Source organism: Mycolicibacterium gadium, from assembly GCF_010728925.1.
Classification (GTDB): domain Bacteria; phylum Actinomycetota; class Actinomycetes; order Mycobacteriales; family Mycobacteriaceae; genus Mycobacterium; species Mycobacterium gadium.
The window spans coordinates 5,696,517-5,712,801 of sequence record NZ_AP022608.1 but is presented as its reverse complement, the minus strand read 5'-3'; the positions used below and the strand labels follow the sequence as shown (position 1 = coordinate 5,712,801).

At 65.1% G+C, this 16,285-nt stretch carries 17 protein-coding genes; 10 read left to right on the top strand and 7 right to left on the bottom strand.

Going from position 1 to position 16,285, the window contains the following annotated elements; all coding sequences use genetic code 11:
* Positions 1 to 7 precede the first annotated feature (7 nt).
* The 6 genes from G6N36_RS28170 to G6N36_RS28145 form a co-directional block, all read right to left on the bottom strand.
* Positions 8 to 1,153 (bottom strand): thiolase family protein, encoded by a 1,146-nt coding sequence (locus tag G6N36_RS28170; protein WP_163690080.1) that lies wholly within the window; start codon positions 1,151 to 1,153, stop codon positions 8 to 10.
* A gap of 4 nt (positions 1,154 to 1,157) precedes the next feature.
* Entirely contained in the window at positions 1,158 to 1,955 is a 798-nt protein-coding gene (locus G6N36_RS28165) for an enoyl-CoA hydratase/isomerase family protein (protein ID WP_163690079.1), read from the bottom strand.
* Complete coding sequence (locus tag G6N36_RS28160; protein WP_163690078.1) at positions 1,952 to 3,169, bottom strand: CaiB/BaiF CoA transferase family protein; 1,218 nt, start codon at positions 3,167 to 3,169, stop codon at positions 1,952 to 1,954. Before G6N36_RS28160 ends, G6N36_RS28165 begins: the two co-directional genes overlap by 4 nt.
* Before the next feature lie 4 nt (positions 3,170 to 3,173).
* Positions 3,174 to 3,935, bottom strand: a complete 762-nt coding sequence (locus G6N36_RS28155) for an SDR family NAD(P)-dependent oxidoreductase (RefSeq protein WP_163690077.1) — start codon at positions 3,933 to 3,935, stop codon at positions 3,174 to 3,176.
* Positions 3,935 to 5,101: an acyl-CoA dehydrogenase family protein gene (locus G6N36_RS28150; protein WP_163690960.1), complete on the bottom strand. Its 1,167-nt coding sequence runs from the start codon at positions 5,099 to 5,101 to the stop codon at positions 3,935 to 3,937. Before G6N36_RS28150 ends, G6N36_RS28155 begins: the two co-directional genes overlap by 1 nt.
* A 94-nt stretch (positions 5,102 to 5,195) precedes the next feature.
* Positions 5,196 to 6,491, bottom strand: coding sequence for an amidohydrolase family protein (locus tag G6N36_RS28145; protein ID WP_163690076.1), 1,296 nt, complete (start codon positions 6,489 to 6,491; stop codon positions 5,196 to 5,198).
* A gap of 274 nt (positions 6,492 to 6,765) precedes the next feature.
* Between G6N36_RS28145 and G6N36_RS28140 the strand changes: the two genes are divergently transcribed.
* The 10 genes from G6N36_RS28140 to G6N36_RS28095 all read left to right on the top strand — a co-directional run bounded on the left by G6N36_RS28140 (position 6,766) and on the right by G6N36_RS28095 (position 15,482).
* Positions 6,766 to 7,296 (top strand): carboxymuconolactone decarboxylase family protein, encoded by a 531-nt coding sequence (locus G6N36_RS28140; RefSeq protein ID WP_163690075.1) that lies wholly within the window; start codon positions 6,766 to 6,768, stop codon positions 7,294 to 7,296.
* A gap of 7 nt (positions 7,297 to 7,303) precedes the next feature.
* On the top strand, positions 7,304 to 8,641 hold the full coding sequence (locus G6N36_RS28135) for an aromatic ring-hydroxylating oxygenase subunit alpha (protein ID WP_163690074.1): 1,338 nt from the start codon (positions 7,304 to 7,306) through the stop codon (positions 8,639 to 8,641).
* Entirely contained in the window at positions 8,634 to 8,963 is a 330-nt protein-coding gene (locus G6N36_RS28130; RefSeq protein ID WP_163690073.1) for a hypothetical protein, read from the top strand. Before G6N36_RS28135 ends, G6N36_RS28130 begins: the two co-directional genes overlap by 8 nt.
* Before the next feature lie 2 nt (positions 8,964 to 8,965).
* Positions 8,966 to 10,195 carry a metal-dependent hydrolase family protein gene (locus tag G6N36_RS28125; protein WP_163690072.1) on the top strand — a complete coding sequence of 410 codons (1,230 nt, stop codon included), beginning with the start codon at positions 8,966 to 8,968 and terminating at the stop codon, positions 10,193 to 10,195.
* Entirely contained in the window at positions 10,179 to 10,625 is a 447-nt protein-coding gene (locus tag G6N36_RS28120; protein WP_163690071.1) for a nuclear transport factor 2 family protein, read from the top strand. Before G6N36_RS28125 ends, G6N36_RS28120 begins: the two co-directional genes overlap by 17 nt.
* A complete protein-coding gene (locus G6N36_RS28115) occupies positions 10,622 to 11,761 on the top strand; it encodes an acyl-CoA dehydrogenase family protein (RefSeq protein WP_163690070.1) in 1,140 nt (379 codons plus the stop codon). Before G6N36_RS28120 ends, G6N36_RS28115 begins: the two co-directional genes overlap by 4 nt.
* A 68-nt stretch (positions 11,762 to 11,829) precedes the next feature.
* Positions 11,830 to 12,573: an acyl-CoA dehydrogenase family protein gene (locus tag G6N36_RS28110; RefSeq protein WP_235690334.1), complete on the top strand. Its 744-nt coding sequence runs from the start codon at positions 11,830 to 11,832 to the stop codon at positions 12,571 to 12,573.
* A 38-nt stretch (positions 12,574 to 12,611) separates the two neighbouring features.
* Positions 12,612 to 13,247, top strand: a complete 636-nt coding sequence (locus G6N36_RS28105) for a TetR/AcrR family transcriptional regulator (RefSeq protein ID WP_163690068.1) — start codon at positions 12,612 to 12,614, stop codon at positions 13,245 to 13,247.
* 32 nt (positions 13,248 to 13,279) lie between these two features.
* Positions 13,280 to 14,311 carry a quinone oxidoreductase family protein gene (locus G6N36_RS28100; protein ID WP_163690067.1) on the top strand — a complete coding sequence of 344 codons (1,032 nt, stop codon included), beginning with the start codon at positions 13,280 to 13,282 and terminating at the stop codon, positions 14,309 to 14,311.
* Positions 14,304 to 15,482: a sulfotransferase family protein gene (locus G6N36_RS28095; RefSeq protein ID WP_163690066.1), complete on the top strand. Its 1,179-nt coding sequence runs from the start codon at positions 14,304 to 14,306 to the stop codon at positions 15,480 to 15,482. Before G6N36_RS28100 ends, G6N36_RS28095 begins: the two co-directional genes overlap by 8 nt.
* 13 nt (positions 15,483 to 15,495) lie before the next feature.
* Here the strand turns inward: G6N36_RS28095 and G6N36_RS28090 are convergent, their stop codons facing one another.
* A complete protein-coding gene (locus G6N36_RS28090; protein ID WP_163690065.1) occupies positions 15,496 to 16,278 on the bottom strand; it encodes an enoyl-CoA hydratase in 783 nt (260 codons plus the stop codon).
* Positions 16,279 to 16,285: the final 7 nt, after the last annotated feature.

Here is a 16,285-nt window from a genome sequence, read left to right as displayed (position 1 = left end):
GCGTCTCCTAGGCGATGAGTTCGACAAGTGTGGCGTTTGCGGTGCCGCCACCCTCACACATGGTCTGCAGGCCGAAGCGAATGCCGTTGTCGCGCATGTGATTGACCATGCGGGTCATCAGTACCGCTCCGGACGCGCCCAGCGGGTGGCCCAGCGCGATGGCGCCGCCGAGCGGGTTGAGCTTCGCCTCGTCGACACCGGTCTCCGCCAGCCAGGCCAGGGGCACCGGCGCGAAGGCCTCGTTCACCTCGAAAACACCGACCTCGTCGATGCCGATGCCCGCCTTGTGCAACACCTTCTCGGTCGCGGGGATCGGACCGGTCAGCATCAGCACGGGATCCGCCCCGGTGACCGCCCCCGCGCGGTACCGCGCGATCGGTCGCAACCCCATCGCCACAGCGTTTTCCGCGGTCATGATCAGCAGCGCGGCGGCGCCGTCGGAGATCTGCGACGAGTTGCCCGCGTGGATGACGCCGTCCTCCTTGAACGCGGGCTTGAGCCCGGCGAGCTTCTCGACGGTGCTCCCCCGCCGGACTCCCTCGTCGGCCACGACGGGCTCGCCGTCGGTGAACACCGGCATGATCTGTGTTTCGAACGCACCGTTGTCCTGCGCGGTGGCAGCCAGCTCGTGTGAGCGCACGGAGTACTCGTCGAGCCGGGTCCGCGAGAAGCCCCACTTCTGCGAGATCAACTCCGCAGAGATGCCCTGATTGAACGAGAAGTCGCTGTAGCGCTCAAGCACTTTCGGGCCGTACGGCTTGCCGGACGCCCGGGCCGAACCAAGCGGCACCCGGCTCATCACCTCGACCCCGCCCCCGACGACGACGTCCTGCTGACCCGACATCACGGCCTGCACCGCGAAATCGAGCGCCTGTTGGCTCGACCCGCAGGCGCGGTTCACCGTCGTGCCCGGTATGTGCTCCGGCCAACCGGCGGCGAGCACCGAGTACCTGCCGATGTTGCTCGACTGGTCGCCGACCTGCGAGACACAACCCCACACCACGTCGTCGACGATGTCGGGATCTATGCCCGCACGCTCGACGAGTGCGTTGAGCACAATGGCGGACAGGTCCGCGGCGTGCATGTCCGACAGTCCCCCGTTGCGCTTGCCGACGGGGGTACGCACCGCCTCGACGATCACGGTTTCACGCATCTTGTTACTCCGATCTGGGCGGTACGGCCCATCGACCAGTGAACGCCGCCTCGCGCTTCTGCGCGAACGCCGCGTACGCCTCCGTTGAGTCTGCTGTGGCGAAGTTGCCGGGCTGCGCGCGGGCCTCGTTGGCCAGCGCTTCGCGCAGCGTCACCACGGCACCGTCGTTGAGCAGGGCCTTGCTCTGTGCCAGCGCGACGGGCGGGCCCGCGGCGAGGCGGCCGGCAAGGTCGTCGACGAACCCGTCGATCTCGTCGGCCGCCTTGATCCAGGTGACCAAGCCCAGCGAGTGGGCCTCGGCCGCGTCGATCATGTCGGCCAGCAGCACCAGCCGCTTGGCCTGCTGCAGGCCCACGAGCTTGGGCAACAGCCACGAACCGCCGAGGTCGACCGACAGGCCGCGCTTGGAGAAGATCTGGCAGAACCGCGACTCGGGCGTCGCCACCACCAGGTCGCATCCCAGCGCGAGGTTCCAGCCCGCGCCGACGGCGACACCGGTCACCTTCGCAATTGTTGGGACGGTGAGTTCGTGCAGTGCCAGCGCGACCTCGGTGAGCCGGCGCAGCTTGTGCCGGGGATGAATATCCTCCGGCGTCCCGATGTCCGCACCCGAGCAGAAGGCTCCGCCGGCGCCGGTGATCACCAGCGCGCGCAACTCGGTGTCCCGTGCGGCGGCGCGCAGGGCGTCGGCCAATTCCTCCCACAGCTGGGGGTTGATGGCGTTCTTGCGGTCGGGCCGGTTGAGCGTGAGTGTCCGCACACCGTCGACGTCGGCGCTCAACAGCACCTGTTCGGTGGTCACGTGTACGCGGGTCCGATCACTCCGTCGGCCCGAAGCTGACTGAGTTCGGCTGCGGTCAAACCCAATTCACTCAGGACGCTGTCGGTGTGCTCACCCAGCCCCGGCACCGCACCCATCGACTGTTCGAATCCACTGATCACCGGCGGCGGCCGCAAGGCCTGGATGTCGCCCGCTGAGGTACCCACGGTGCGCCAGCGGTCCCGTGCGGTCAGCTGGGGATGCACGACGACTTCGCTCGGCAGGTTGTAGCGCGAGTTGCCGATACCCGCGGCGTCGGCCGTCCTCTGGATATCGGCGAGATCATGCCGGGCACACCATGATCCGATGGCCTCGTCGAGGATGGTGCGGTTCTCGCAGCGCCCCGGGTTGGTGGCGAAGCGCGGATCGTCGGCCAGATCGGGCCGGTCGATGATCTCGCGGGCAACGCGTTGCCATTCGCGGTCGTTCGTCGTCCCGAGCACGACGGTCTGGCCATCGCGGGTCGGAAACGCGCCATACGGCGCGACCGCGGGAGATCCGACGCCAAGTGGCTCCTGGTCAATTCCCGAATGCTGCGTGTAGGTCAGCGCATAGCCCATGACATCGGTCATGACGTCGAAAAGGCTGAGTTCGACCGACGGGGCGGTGGCGGTGCCATCGGGTCGCTTTCCGCGCGCGAACAACAGCGCGAGAATCGAGATCGCAGCATAGAGGCCAGTCGTGAAGTCAGCGATCGCAGGTCCGGGCTTGGCGGGCATCCCTGGATAGCCCGTGATGGCACATGACCCCGATTCCGCTTGCACCAGAAGGTCGTACGCGCGCTTGTGTGAGATGGGACCACCTGGTCCGTAGCCGTCGATTTCGACGGGGATGACGTTGGGGTGGCGCTGCGCCAGATCGGCGGCCGAGAGGCCCATCCGTGCCGTGGATCCCGGCGCGAGGTTGGAGACGAACGCGTCGGCGCCGTCGAGGAGGCGGTGCAGGAGGTCCAAACCCTGCGGCGATTTCGTGTTCAGGGTGACGGATTCCTTGCCCCGGTTGCACCACACGAAGTGCGCGGCAAGACCGCCCGGACCGTTGACGACATCGTCGTAGGCGCGGGCGAAGTCACCCCCGTTGGGGTTCTCCACCTTGATCACGCGCGCACCGAAGTCGGCAAGCACGCGGGTACATATCGGGGCGGCGACCGCCTGTTCCATCGCCACGATGGTGACACCGGCCAACGGCGCATTCATGTGCTTATATGACCATGCCGCCGTCGACCGGCAACACCTGGCCGGTGATGTAAGAGGCCGCATCGGACGCCATGAAGACGAAAGCGCCCGCGATCTCCGACGGTTCCGCCCACCGTTTGAGCGGAATGCGGTTCATCATGTTAGCGGCGAACTTCTCGTTGGTGCGGATGGTCTCCGTCATGGGCGTCGCGGCGAGTGGCGCGAGGGCGTTGACCATGATGTTCTTCGGAGCCAACTCGCGCGCAAGCGATTTCGTGAAACCGATGAGGCCGGCCTTGGCCGCCGAATAGTTGACCTGGCCGAGGGTTCCGGTCAGCCCCGCCGCCGACGTCACATTGATGACGCGGCCCGTGCCGTCGGTGGGGATGTGCGGCAGTGCGGCCTGGGTGCAGTGGAATGTGCCCATGACGTGAATGTCGAACGTCAACCGGAACGTCTCATCCGTCAGCTTGGGAAACATCGCGGGTGACGTGACACCGGCGTTGTTGACCAGGATGTGCAGCGCTCCCCCGCCGAGCCCGGCGGCCTGCGCGGCGGCCGCGTCGGCGGCACCGCGGTCACTGACGTCCAGCGCGCACGAGTCGGCCTTACCGCCCTTGGCGCGGATGCGTTCGGCCACAGCCGATGCCGCGTCCGCGTCGAGATCGGTCACCAGGACGGCCGCGCCTGCATCGGCGAGCGCCGCGGCGACCGCAGCACCGATGCCACCGCCCGCGCCCGCCCCTGTCACCAGCGCCGAGCGGCCGGTGAGATCGAAGTAGCCCATCAGTAACTCCTCGGCATTCCGAGTACGTGTTCGCCGAGGAAGTTCAGGATCATCTCCTGACTGACCGGCGCGATCTTCATCAGCCTCGACTCACGGAAATACCGCGACACGTGGTATTCCTCGGAGTAACCCATGCCGCCGTGTAGCTGAAGGGCACGATCGGCGGCGCCGAATCCAGCGTCGGCACAGAGGTATTTGGCGGTGTTCGCCTCTCGGCCGCACGGCTTGCCGTTGTCGTAGAGCCACGAGGCCTTGCGCAGCACCAACTCGGCGGCGTCCAGACGAGCCAACGAATCGGCGAGCGGGAACTGCAGTCCCTGATTCATACCGATCGGACGGTCGAAGACGACGCGCTCATTGCCGTACTTGACAGCCTTCTCCAACGCCACGCGGCCGATCCCCAACGCCTCGGCGGCGATCAGCATTCGCTCCGGGTTGAGCCCGTCGAGGATGTACTTGAACCCCTTGCCCTCTTCACCGACACGGTCGGATTCCGAAACGATGAGGTCGTCGATGAATACCTCGTTGGAGCTGACCGCATTTCGCCCCATCTTCTTGATCGGGCGGATGTCGACGTGGTCGCGGTCCAGATCCGTCAGGAACAGCGTCATGCCATCGGTCTTCTTGGTGACCTCATCGAACGGCGTCGTGCGCGTGAGCAGTAGGATCTTCTCCGACTCCAGCGCCTTGGAGATCCACACCTTGCGACCGTTGATGCGGTACTTGTCGCCCTCGCGTTTGGCGAATGTGGTGATGCGCGATGTGTCCAGTCCCGCACCGGGTTCGGTGACACCGAAACACACGTGCAGATCGCCGTTGACGATGCGGGGCAGGGTGGCGGCCTTGAGTTCGTCGGAGCCGTGTTTGACGACGGGCTGCATCCCGAAGATCGTGAGGTGGATTGCGCTGGCACCGTTCATCGCCGCGCCCGACCGTGCCACCTCCTCCAGCAGCAGGGTCGCCTCGGTGATGCCCAGCCCATGTCCGCCGTACTCCTCGGGGATGGTCATCCCCAGCCATCCACCGGAGGCGATCGCGTCGTAGAACTCCTGCGGGAATTCGTGCGCCAGATCCTTTTTCATCCAGTATTCGTCGTCGAACCTGCTGCACAGCTCCGCGACGGACTTGCGGATGATCTGCTGATCTTCGGTCAGCTCGAAACTCATGCCCCCAGACACGTGTTCTCCTCTTCGTGCACAGCGATTTCGGCGTGCTCGGTCCCGCTGAGCGTTACCAGGCACGCCGAATTCGCTGTGGGACTCAGTCCTTGTTGCCGGTCAATTCCTTGGCGTTGGCGGCGAAGTCGGCGAAGTTCGCGCCGCCGTGTTCGTGCTTGGACAGCGCCTGGATGCTGACATCGTGGCCTTCGGCGGCCTTGCGGAGTGCGCCCACGGTGGCCTGTTCCTTGGTGATGTGGGTGAACGGGTCCCAGTGGTACCAGCGCATGGCGTTCTCGTAGGTCATCTTGTTGATCTCGACATCGGGCACGTGGTGCTCTTTGAGGACCTCGTCGAGCTGCTCGGGAGCCCCGGGCCACATCGAATCCGAATGTGGGTAATCGGCTTCCCAGCAGATGTTGTCGATACCGACGTCGTTACGCAGCTGCACACCGACGTGATCGGAGATGAAACAGGTCAAGAAGTGATCGCGGAACACCTCGGACGGCTTCTGCTTGCCGAAGTCCTGTCCGGTCCACGTCGAATGCATCTCATAGGTCCGATCAGCACGCTCCAGGAAGTACGGAATCCACCCGGTGCCACCCTCCGACAGAGCGATCTTGAGGTCGGGGTAGGCCTTGATCGGCTTGGACCACAACAAATCCGCCGCCGCCTGCACGATGTTCATCGGCTGCAACGTGATCATCACATCCATCGGAGCATCCGGGGCGGTGATCGCCAACCGGCCCGAGGACCCGATGTGGACGTTGAGCACCGTGTCGGTATCGACGAGCGCATCCCACATCGGCTTCCAGTAATCGAAGTCATGGAATGACGGATAACCCATGGCCGACGGGTTCTCGGTGAACGTCAACGAATGCACCCCCCGCTTGGCGTTGCGCCGAATCTCGGCGGCACACGCTTCGGCGTCCCAGATCACCGGCAGTGTCATCGGGATGAACCGCGCCGGATAAGCCCCGCACCACTCCTCGACGTGCCAGTCGTTGTAGGCCTGCACCAGCGCCAGGGAGAACTCGTGATCCTCGGTGGCGAACAACCGACCCGCGAAACCCGGGAACGACGGGAAACACATCGAACCCAGGATGCCGCCGGCGTTCATGTCCTTGACCCGCTCATCGACCTTGTAACAACCGGGGCGGATCTCATCCAGACCCTGGGGTTCGAGCCCGTACTCCTCCTTCGGCCGACCCGCCACGGCGTTCAACGCGACGTTCGGGATGACGATGTCGCGGAACTGCCAGGTATCCGAACCATCGGGGTTGTGCACCAGCCGCGGCGCCTCATCCAGGTACTTCTTCGGCAGATGGTTCTTGAACATGTCCGGCGGCTCGACGATGTGATCATCAACGCTGATCAGGATCATGTCTTCTTTGTTCATGCCTGCTCCCTTTCGTGGCGGCCATGTCCGAAATCTGTGATAGCACCCACACTAGTTACCCAGTCTGGTTCTCTATCTAAGGAAACTAGCTTCTCTTGATTCGAGAATCAATGTCCGAAACGACCCGAAGGGCCTTCCAGCAGCACCGTTGGACCATAAGTGGCAGGCCACCGACCCGCACATCCCGACGGTGGGATTGACCATCGGCCGGAAAGGTGGAAATCTATTGGCGAAATATGAGAACCTGATTCTCGTGAACGAGAGGAAGCACCCCGTGCGTGTGCCCCCGCTCCCCGCGGACCAATGGGATGACAGCGTCGACCACGCCTTGTCCGGCATGCTGCCTCCTGAGCGCCGCAACCCGGAGGCGGCGGGCAATCTGCTCGCGACGCTCGTCCGCCACCCCAAGCTGACCAGGTCCTTCCTTCGCTTCAACAACCATTTGATGTACAGCTCGCCGCTGCCCGACCGGCTGCGCGAGCTGGCGGTGTTGCGCGTCGCGCACCGCCGCAATTGCGAGTACGAGTGGCGCCACCACGTTCGCATGGGCGGTGAGGCCGGCCTGTCCGATGACGTCATCGACGGCATCCAGCGCGGCGAGGCCGTCGACGAACTCGACCGGGCCGTCCTTGCAGCAGTCGACGAACTCGAGGACAAGTCGGAGATCTCCGACGCCACATGGGCGACGCTCTCGGAGCACCTCGACGAACGTCAACGCATGGACCTCGTTTTCACGATCGGCTGTTATGGCGCACTCGCCATGGCCATCAACACGTTTGGCGTCGAACCCGACCAGGAGAGGTAGACACACCGTGGCATTTTTCAAGAAGCCCGACGTCGGTAGCTGGACCGAGAACTGGCCCGAGCTGGGCACCGCGCCGGTCAACTACGAAGACTCGATCGATCCCGAGCACTGGAAGCTGGAGCAACAGGCCATCTTCCGCAAGACCTGGCTACAGATGGGTCGGGTGGAGCTGATTCCCAAAAAGGGCAGCTACATCACCCGTGAGCTGCCGTCGGTCGGGGCGGGTACGTCGATCGTCATCGTCAACGACGGCGATCAGATCCGTGCGTTCTACAACATGTGCCGCCATCGCGGCAACAAGTTGTTGTGGAACGACTACCCGGGCGAAGAAGTATCCGGCACCTGTCGTCAATTCGTCTGCAAGTACCACGCCTGGCGCTACAACCTCAAAGGTGACCTGACCTTCATTCAGCAGGAGCAGGAGTTCTTCGACATCGACAAGGCGGACTATCCGCTCAAGCCGGTGCGCTGCGAGGTCTGGGAGGGGTTCATCTTCGTCAATTTCGATGACAACGCCGTATCGCTCGAGGAATACCTGGGCGAGTTCGGCCAAGGGCTGAAGGGTTATCCCTTCCACGAGATGACCGAGCACTACCGCTACCGCTCGGAGGTCAAGGCGAACTGGAAGCTGTTCATCGACGCGTTCGTCGAGTTCTATCACGCACCGATCCTGCACATGAAGCAGGCGGAGAAGGAGGAGGCCGAGAAGCTGGCCAAGTTCGGCTTCGAGGCGCTGCACTACGACATCCAGGGCGACCACTCGATGATCTCGTCCTGGGGCGGCATGAGCCCGCCCAAAGATCTGAACATGGTCAAGCCCATCGAGCGGATCCTGCACAGCGGCCTGTTCGGGCCGTGGGACCGCCCGAAGATCAAAGGCATCCTGCCCGACGAACTGCCGCCGGCCATCAACCCGGGCCGCCACAAGACCTGGGGCCAGGACTCGTTCGAGTTCTTCCCGAACTTCACCCTGCTCTTCTGGGTGCCGGGCTGGTATCTGACGTACAACTACTGGCCCACTGGCGTGGACTCCCACATCTTCGAGGCCGATCTGTACTTCGTGCCGCCGAAAAACTTGCGTGAACGGCTTTCGCAGGAACTGGCGGCGGTGACGTTCAAGGAATACGCGTTCCAGGACGCCAACACGCTGGAAGCCACGCAGACGCAGATCGGCACCCGCGCCGTTCTCGACTTCCCGTTGTGCGATCAGGAGATCCTGCTGCGCCACCTGCACCACACCGCGCACAAGTATGTCGACCGGTACAAGGAGTCACTGGCGGCCGCAAACGGTTCGGCCAACGGTGCGGTCCAAAGCAAGACCGAGAAGGACGCTGCAAATGTCTAAGCTTCCAGAGGAATTCGCGGATCTCGAGCGGTTCAGCGACTGGTGCCTGCCGACCGAGGAAGAGCGCTATCAGAAGCGGCTGAACTCGTCGATGGAGGAGATGCAGGAGTTGTACGACGCAGGCCTGGCCAGGCTCGAGGACATCATGGTCTACGTCGACGCCCGCTTCCCGCTGAAGGGAATGCCGGAGGACGCGAAGGCTCTTGTGCACCTCGGCCAGTCGATCGTGATGGTGAGCTTTCCCGTCGAGGTGTGGAAGCAGCCCCGGGTGCTCGACAGCGGGGCCGCGTACATCAGTCTCATCAAGGAGCCGGTGGTCTGAGCGTGCTGACCCTCAAAGCAGCGGGTCTTGTTGACGTCGACGCCGGAGAGATCGTCCGGCCGGGAATCGTCCACATCGATGACGGTCGGATCGTCGGCCTTGGGGAGGGATCTCAGGGTCCCGACGATCAGGTCATCGATCTCGGTGATGCCATTCTGCTGCCCGGCCTGATGGACATGGAGGTCAACCTCCTGATGGGCGGGCGGGGCGAAACCCCCGGTCTGTCCCAGGTGCAGGACGATCCGGCGATCCGCGTGCTACGCGCGGTCGGCAACGCTCGCCGCACGCTACGCGCGGGGTTCACCACAGTGCGCAACCTCGGATTGTTCGTCAAGACCGGCGGGTACCTGCTCGACGTCTCGCTCGGTAAGGCCATCGACGCGGGATGGATAGAAGGTCCCCGAATCGTGCCCGCCGGTCACGCCATCACTCCGACCGGCGGCCACCTCGACCCGACGATGTTCGCGGCGTTCATGCCAGGCGCGCTCGAGCTGACGGTCGAGGAGGGCATCGCCAACGGCGTCGACGAGATCCGCAAGGCCGTGCGCTATCAGATCAAGCACGGCGCCCAGCTGATCAAGGTGTGCGTATCCGGCGGGGTGATGTCGCTGACCGGAGAAGCTGGCGCTCAACACTATTCAGACGAGGAACTGCAGGCCATCGTCGACGAGGCACACCGGCGCGGGCTGAAGGTCGCCGCGCACACCCACGGCGCGGAGGCGGTCAAACACGCCGTGGCGTGCGGTATCGACTGCATCGAGCACGGATTCCTGATGGACGACGAGGCCATCCAGATGCTGGTGGACAACGACCGGTTCCTGGTCACCACCCGCAGGCTGGCCGAGGCGATGGACGTGTCGAAGGCTCCGAAAGAGTTGCAGGACAAGGCCGCCGAGATGTTCCCGAAGGCGCGCACGTCGATCAAGGCAGCGTACGAGGCTGGGGTGAAGATCGCCGTCGGCACCGACGCCCCAGCGATCCCGCACGGCAAGAATGCCGATGAACTCGTCACCCTCGTCGACTGGGGCATGCCGCCGGCGGCGGTGCTGCGCGCGGCCACCGTCGTCGCCGCCGACCTGATCGACAAACCGGACCTCGGCCGCATCGCCGAGGGGTATCTCGCGGACATCATCGCCGTGCCCGGAGATCCGCTCGCCGATATCGGCGTTACACGAGACGTCAGCTTTGTAATGAAGGGCGGTAAGGTCTACCGACATGACAGTGTCACCTAGTCAACAGCGGATCGAGGATCTGGTCGAGATCCAGCAGACGCTCGCCAAATACGCCGTCACCATCACCCAGGGCGACATCGAGGGGCTGATCTCTGTTTTCACCCCCGACGGCACCTACAGCGCGTTCGGCTCGACCTACACCCTTGCCCGCTTTCCCGAGTTGGTCGATGCGGCGCCGAAGGGCCTGTTCATGACGGGCACCGCCTTGATCGACCTCGACCCAGACAACCCGGACGCCGCCACCGGGACACAACCGCTGTGCTTCATCGAGCATTCCAAGCACGACATGCGAATCGGCTACTACAAGGACACATACCTACGCACGGCCGACGGTTGGCGGCTGAAAACCCGCGCCATGACGTTCATCCGGCGCAGCGGCGAGCACGACTCCGGCCGACCCCACGCGATCGGCCGGCCGGAGGCCGGATGACCAGCGAACTGACGGCTGGCACCGAGTTCGAGACAGTCGCCGAGTTCCGGTCACAACTGGTCGCATGGCTCGACAGCCACGATCTGACCCCGCCGCCGGGTGACCACTCGCTCGACGCCCACCAGGCGCAGCACGCCCGCGTGCTGAAGGAGCTCTACGACGCCGGCTGGATGCGCTGGGGCTGGCCGGAATCCGCGGGCGGCCTCGGTGGCCCGATGATCCTGCGCGCCATCGTCGGCGAAGAGGTGGTCGGCCGTCGCCTCGATGATCCGGGACCGTACTCGATGCTCGAAGTGCTGACCCCGACGATGATCGACTACGCGCGCCCCGAACTCGCCGCCGAGATGGTCCCTCGGCTACTGTCCGGCCAGGAGACGTGGTGCCAGGGCTTCTCCGAGCCCGGCTCGGGCAGTGATCTCGCATCCCTTGCCACGCGCGCCGAGCAGCGCAACTCGACCGGGGACTGGGTGATCAACGGCCAGAAGGTGTGGACGAGCTTCGCGCAGTACGCCAAGCGTTGCGTGCTTCTCACCCGAACAGGACCTGGACATTCGGGCATCACCGCCTTCTTCGTCGACATGGACAGCCCCGGCGTGGACGTCCGCCCCCTGCGCACGATGCACGGCGTCGACGAATTCTGCGAGGTGTACTTCGACGACGTGGTGGTGCCTGCCGACCGCATGCTCGGAAACCCTGGCGACGGTTGGCAACTCGCGATGGACCTACTTCCCTACGAGCGGTCGACATGCTTCTGGCAGCGCATCGCCTACCTGTACTCGCGGTTCGACGCACTGGTCGGCGAGGTGAAGAACCTCGGCCATTCGGTGGACTCGGAGCTGGGCGAGACATATCTGGCTCTGCACATGTTGCGCTGCCGCTCGCGGGCCACTCAGCTCCGGTTGGCCGACGGCAACAAGCTCGGCCCGGACACGTCGATCGACAAGGTCTTGCTGGCCGGTGCCGAACAGCAGCTCTACGATTCCACGCGCGACCTGCTTCCGAGCGTCATCGAGCTGGACGACACCGAGTGGCGCACCGAGTACTTGTATTCGCGGGCCGCCACAATTTACGGCGGCACCGCCGAGGTTCAGCGCAACATCATCGCCCGCCGACTGCTCGATCTCGGGAAGGAGTGACCGTGGCCGGACAATCGGAATGGGACGCCCAATCACTCGAACTGCTCGAAGACGGCCTGCGCAAGACGATGCTGTCCACCTCCGGCACCGAACTGGATGCGGCACTGGCTGAGCTCGGCTGGTCCGAGATGCTGTCCGACATGTCCGAGGTGGCAATTCCGCTCGTGTTCCGCCTACTGGGCGAAACCGGCTCGCACGCTTCGGTTCTCAACGATGTCGTATTGCTCGCCTCCAGCCCCGACGAGGGCTCGAATCCGGCGCTCCCTTACGCGGGCGGCGGCTGGGTGGTGTGGGACTACACCTGCGCCGACGCGAGCTCGGCCCTGGGCGGGTTGCCACTGCGGCGGGTCGAAGAGGGCGGGCATCCTCGACTGCCCGATGCGCGACGCGCGGTCGGCTGGTGGCTGGCGGGTTGCGCCAGGGCGATGCTGGCGCTCGCGCGCCAACATGCGCTGGACCGTGTCCAGTTCGGTCGGCCGATCGCGTCGTTCCAGGCGATCCGGCACCGGCTCGCCGAAACACTCGTGGCGATCGAAGGAGCCGAGGCGGCGCTGACCCTACCCGGTGACGACAACCCCGACCTGACCGCGCTGCTGGCCAAGGCGGCCGCGGGAAAGGCAGCGCTCACCGCGGCCAAACACTGCCAGCAGGTGCTGGCAGGTATCGGATTCACCGCCGAACACGAGCTGCACCATCACATCGAGCGCGCCTTGGTTCTCGACGGGTTGCTCGGCAGCTCAAAAGAACTCACGCGCAGGGCCGGAGCGGGACTGCGTGCCCGCGGCTCGGTCCCCCGCCTCGCCCACCTCTAATCGCACCGTTGCCGGGGGTCGGACCCTAGACTTCACGGGTGCCACCCGACGCGTCGAAGACCAGGGCGGGACTGCTGGACGCCGCAGCCCGCGCCTTCGCTCACGACGGGGTCTTCAACGCGTCCCTCATCGACATCACCCGGCAGGCCGGACAGCGCAACCGCGCGGCACTGCGCTACCACTTCGGTTCACGCGACGGTGTGCTGTGCGCCGTCATCGAGCGGCATGCGGAGTTCCTCGCCCGCCGCGAAGGTGAACTGCTCGAGGTAGCCACGCGCCAGGCGGGGCTCGAATCCGTCATCGAAGCGCTCGTCCGGCCCGCCGCCGAACTCGCGGACAGCGGCTGGCGCGGACGTTGCTGCCTGCTGATCATCGCCGAGCTCACCGGTGAGGACCGGGCGCAATACAGCGAAGAATTGCAGGCCGTGCTGGCCAGCACCGGCGGTGACGACGTGTTCGCGCTGTTGACCGAGCGCACCGGACATCTCACCGATGAGCTTCGCACCGAACGATTTTCGCTGATGGTGATGTTCATCCTCCGGGCCATAGCGGACCGCGCACGCCTGCTCGAGCGACGTGCACGGCATGGCCGACCACAGCTCGAGCACGAACCGTTCGTCGCAAACCTGGTGGCGATGGCCGCCGCCGCGCTGGCCGCCCCCACGGCTCGTTGACATAAGCACACCTGCTTATTACCGTACTTGCCGTGAAGGCAGTGCGCGTCGTCAAGCACGGCGATCCCACAGAAGCGCTTGAAGTCGCCGACGTTCCGACACCCGAGCCCGGCCCTGGCGAGGTCCGCATCGCGGTGTCGGCGGCCTCGGTGAACTTCGGCGACATCGCCCGGTGCCGCGGCACCGTGGCCAGCGTCATGGGCCAGATCCCGTTCACCCTCGGCATGGACGTGTGCGGCGTGGTCGACGCGGCTGGCGAGGGCGCGACAGAATGGGTCGGCCGCCGGGTCGTGGCCATGACCAACCAATCATTGGGAGGTATGGCCGAGTTCGCTCTGGCACCGGCGACCGGAACATTCGAGGCGCCAACGGAACTCGACGATGTCTCCGCGGCGGCCTTCTTGTTGCCCTTCCACGTCGGCCACCTGGCGCTGCACCGGCGCGCGAAGCTGACGGCGGGCGAGACGCTGCTCGTCGTCGGCGGAGCGAGCGCTGTCGGCACGGCAGTCATCCAGCTCGGCGTCGCCGCGGGTGCCAACGTCATCGCCGTCGCGGGCGGTCCCGACAAGGGGCGGCTATGCGAGCAACTCGGCGCCTCCTTCATCGACCGCACCGCCGCCGAACTCTTCGACGAGGTGAACGCGCACACCGACCAACGAGGCGTCGACGTCGCGGTCGACCTGGTCGGTGGCGAGCTCACCGAGACGGTCTGGACATGCATGGCCCTCGAAGGCCGTTACCTGCCAGTCGGTTTCAATGATGATCCGCAGGCGGGACTCACCGGCCGTCCGTTGCGCAAAGTGTCGATGGGGAACTTTTCGATCCTGGGCGTCATCCTCGGCTACGGCGAGCTGCCGGTCGAATTCCGTCGCTTCGGCCTCAACATGTTCGGAGCCGAGGTGGGCCGCGAGGTGCACGCAGCGCTCCTCGAACTCGTCTCGGCCCGGTCGGTTCGGCCGGTGGTCGGGCGCACGATCACCATGGACCAGGTCGCGGCGGCGCTTGACGACCATGAGCACCGGCGCACGACCGGTCGCACGGTCGTCAGGGTCGCGGGTGACTAGCACGCAAGCGCCGGGGCTGAACCCGGATGCCGTGATGTCGGCCGCCGTCGAAGCCGCCGGGTCCGACGACTTCGGGCCCGCCGACTTCGTCGAGGGGCTGACGGTGCTCTGCGCGTCGGTCGCCGAGCAAGCCAAGCTCAACGACATAGGTCGATTTGCATTGGAACAGAACATCGTCGGTGGTTTGGTCAATCGGTTGCGCATTCACGATTGGCTCAAGCGGAACCCCGCGATCCGCGAAGAACCCGTCAGTGCGCCACTAGTGGTGATCGGCTTGTTCCGGGCGGGCACGACGTTCCTGAGCCAACTGCTCGATCAGGATCCCGCGAACCGCGCGCTGTTGCGATGGGAGGCTGCCGACAGCGTGCCACCACCGTCGCCGGAGAACTACCGGTCCGGTCCCCGGGTCGATGCCGCCAACGAGGCCATCGAGATGCTCGAGTCGCTGAATCCGCAGATGAAGATCGTCCATCACGAGGACGCCGAGGGACCAACCGAGTGCATCACGCTCCTTGGCCAGGATTTCAAGAGCCTGACCTGGGAGGCGATGGCCAACGTGCCCGACTACAGTCGGTGGTTGCTCGGCGCGGACTATACATCGGCGTACGCCTACCACCGGCGGGTGCTACAGGTGCTGCAGAGCGGCGGCCACCGCGGCCGGTGGACCTTGAAGAGCCCCAACCACGCGATCGCGCTCCCGGCCCTGGCGGCGGAGTATCCGGATGCGAAACTCGTTCTTCTGCATCGTGATCCGACGGTATTGTGCGCATCGGCATGCAGCCTGATATCGACGCTCACCGGAACGTTCAGCGACGCTGACCACACCGCGTACATCGCCGAGCACTGGACCGACCTGCTGGCCGAGTCGATCGACCGCAGCGAAGCATTCCGTCGTGCGCATCCCGAGCGGGAAATCGTCGACGTCCAGTACGCCGACCTCGTCGGCGATCCGATCGGCACCGTCGAGAAGATCTACACCGCGTGCGGATACGAACTCGACGCGCAGGGTCGCGCGGCCATCACCGCATCCGTGGCGGCGAATCCCAAGGGTCGCTTCGGCACCCACGGGTACCGGCTCGAGGACTATGGGCTGCAGGCCGGCGAGATCATGGACCGGTTTGCCGACTACATCGAGCGATACGACGTTCCCCCGGAAACCAGCCGCGACTGACAGCGGGAAGGCGCTACTGGATGTTGGCTTTCATCTCGTCGAGGTTGACGAGCACTGGCCAGCCGCCGACGCTGAGCGCGTTGCCGTGGCCGGTCTGGTGGATGTCGAACACCGACTGGATGGCCGCGTAGAAGCCCTGCACGTCCAGTGTCTGGTTGACGGCGCGTTTGGCCTGCCGCAGAGCGAAAGTCGGCATCTTGGCGATCTGTTCGGCCAGCGCTCTGGTCTCGGCGTCGAGCTGATCGCGCGGCACCACCTTGTTCACCATTCCGGTGGCGGCCACTTCGTCAGCGGTCATCGCCCGGCCGGTGAACAGGATCTCCTTGGCCTTGCGTGGTCCCAGTTCCCAGGTGTGGCCGTGGTATTCGACTCCCCCGATACCCATCAGCACCACGGGATCGGAGAACAACGCGTCGTCTGAGGCCAGGATGAGGTCGCAGGGCCAGCACAGCAGCAGGCCACCGGAGATACATCTGCCCTGCACTGCGGCGATCGACGGCTTGGGCGTATTGCGCCACTTCAGCGTGTACTCGAGGTAGCGCCGGTGCTCATGCTGAATGATGAATTCCAGCGTGATCTTGTCGGGTACCGGCCCGCCGCCGCGCAGATCGTGGCCGGCCGAGAAGTGTTTCCCGTTGGCGCGCAGGATGATCACCGATACGTCGGGGTCCTCGGCGGCGCGGGTCCATGCCGCGTCGAGCTCGTCGAGGAACTCCGGGTTCTGGGCGTTGGCGGCCTCGGGCCGGTTGAGGGTGATGGTCCCGATCTTGTCGGCGACCTCGTAGTCGATGTACACGTGATTC

Excerpts from the sequence above, each read along its gene's own strand:
- G6N36_RS28170 (WP_163690080.1), bottom strand. The coding sequence starts at position 1,153 with ATGCGTGAAACCGTGATCGTCGAGGCGGTGCGTACCCCCGTCGGCAAG.
- G6N36_RS28155 (WP_163690077.1), bottom strand. The coding sequence starts at position 3,935 with ATGGGCTACTTCGATCTCACCGGCCGCTCGGCGCTGGTGACAGGGGCG.
- G6N36_RS28115 (WP_163690070.1), top strand. The coding sequence starts at position 10,622 with ATGACCAGCGAACTGACGGCTGGCACCGAGTTCGAGACAGTCGCCGAG.
- G6N36_RS28120 (WP_163690071.1), top strand. The coding sequence starts at position 10,179 with ATGACAGTGTCACCTAGTCAACAGCGGATCGAGGATCTGGTCGAGATC.
- G6N36_RS28130 (WP_163690073.1), top strand. The coding sequence starts at position 8,634 with ATGTCTAAGCTTCCAGAGGAATTCGCGGATCTCGAGCGGTTCAGCGAC.
- G6N36_RS28145 (WP_163690076.1), bottom strand. The coding sequence starts at position 6,491 with ATGAACAAAGAAGACATGATCCTGATCAGCGTTGATGATCACATCGTC.
- G6N36_RS28150 (WP_163690960.1), bottom strand. The coding sequence starts at position 5,101 with ATGAGTTTCGAGCTGACCGAAGATCAGCAGATCATCCGCAAGTCCGTC.
- G6N36_RS28110 (WP_235690334.1), top strand. The coding sequence starts at position 11,830 with ATGCTGTCCACCTCCGGCACCGAACTGGATGCGGCACTGGCTGAGCTC.
- G6N36_RS28160 (WP_163690078.1), bottom strand. The coding sequence starts at position 3,169 with ATGAATGCGCCGTTGGCCGGTGTCACCATCGTGGCGATGGAACAGGCG.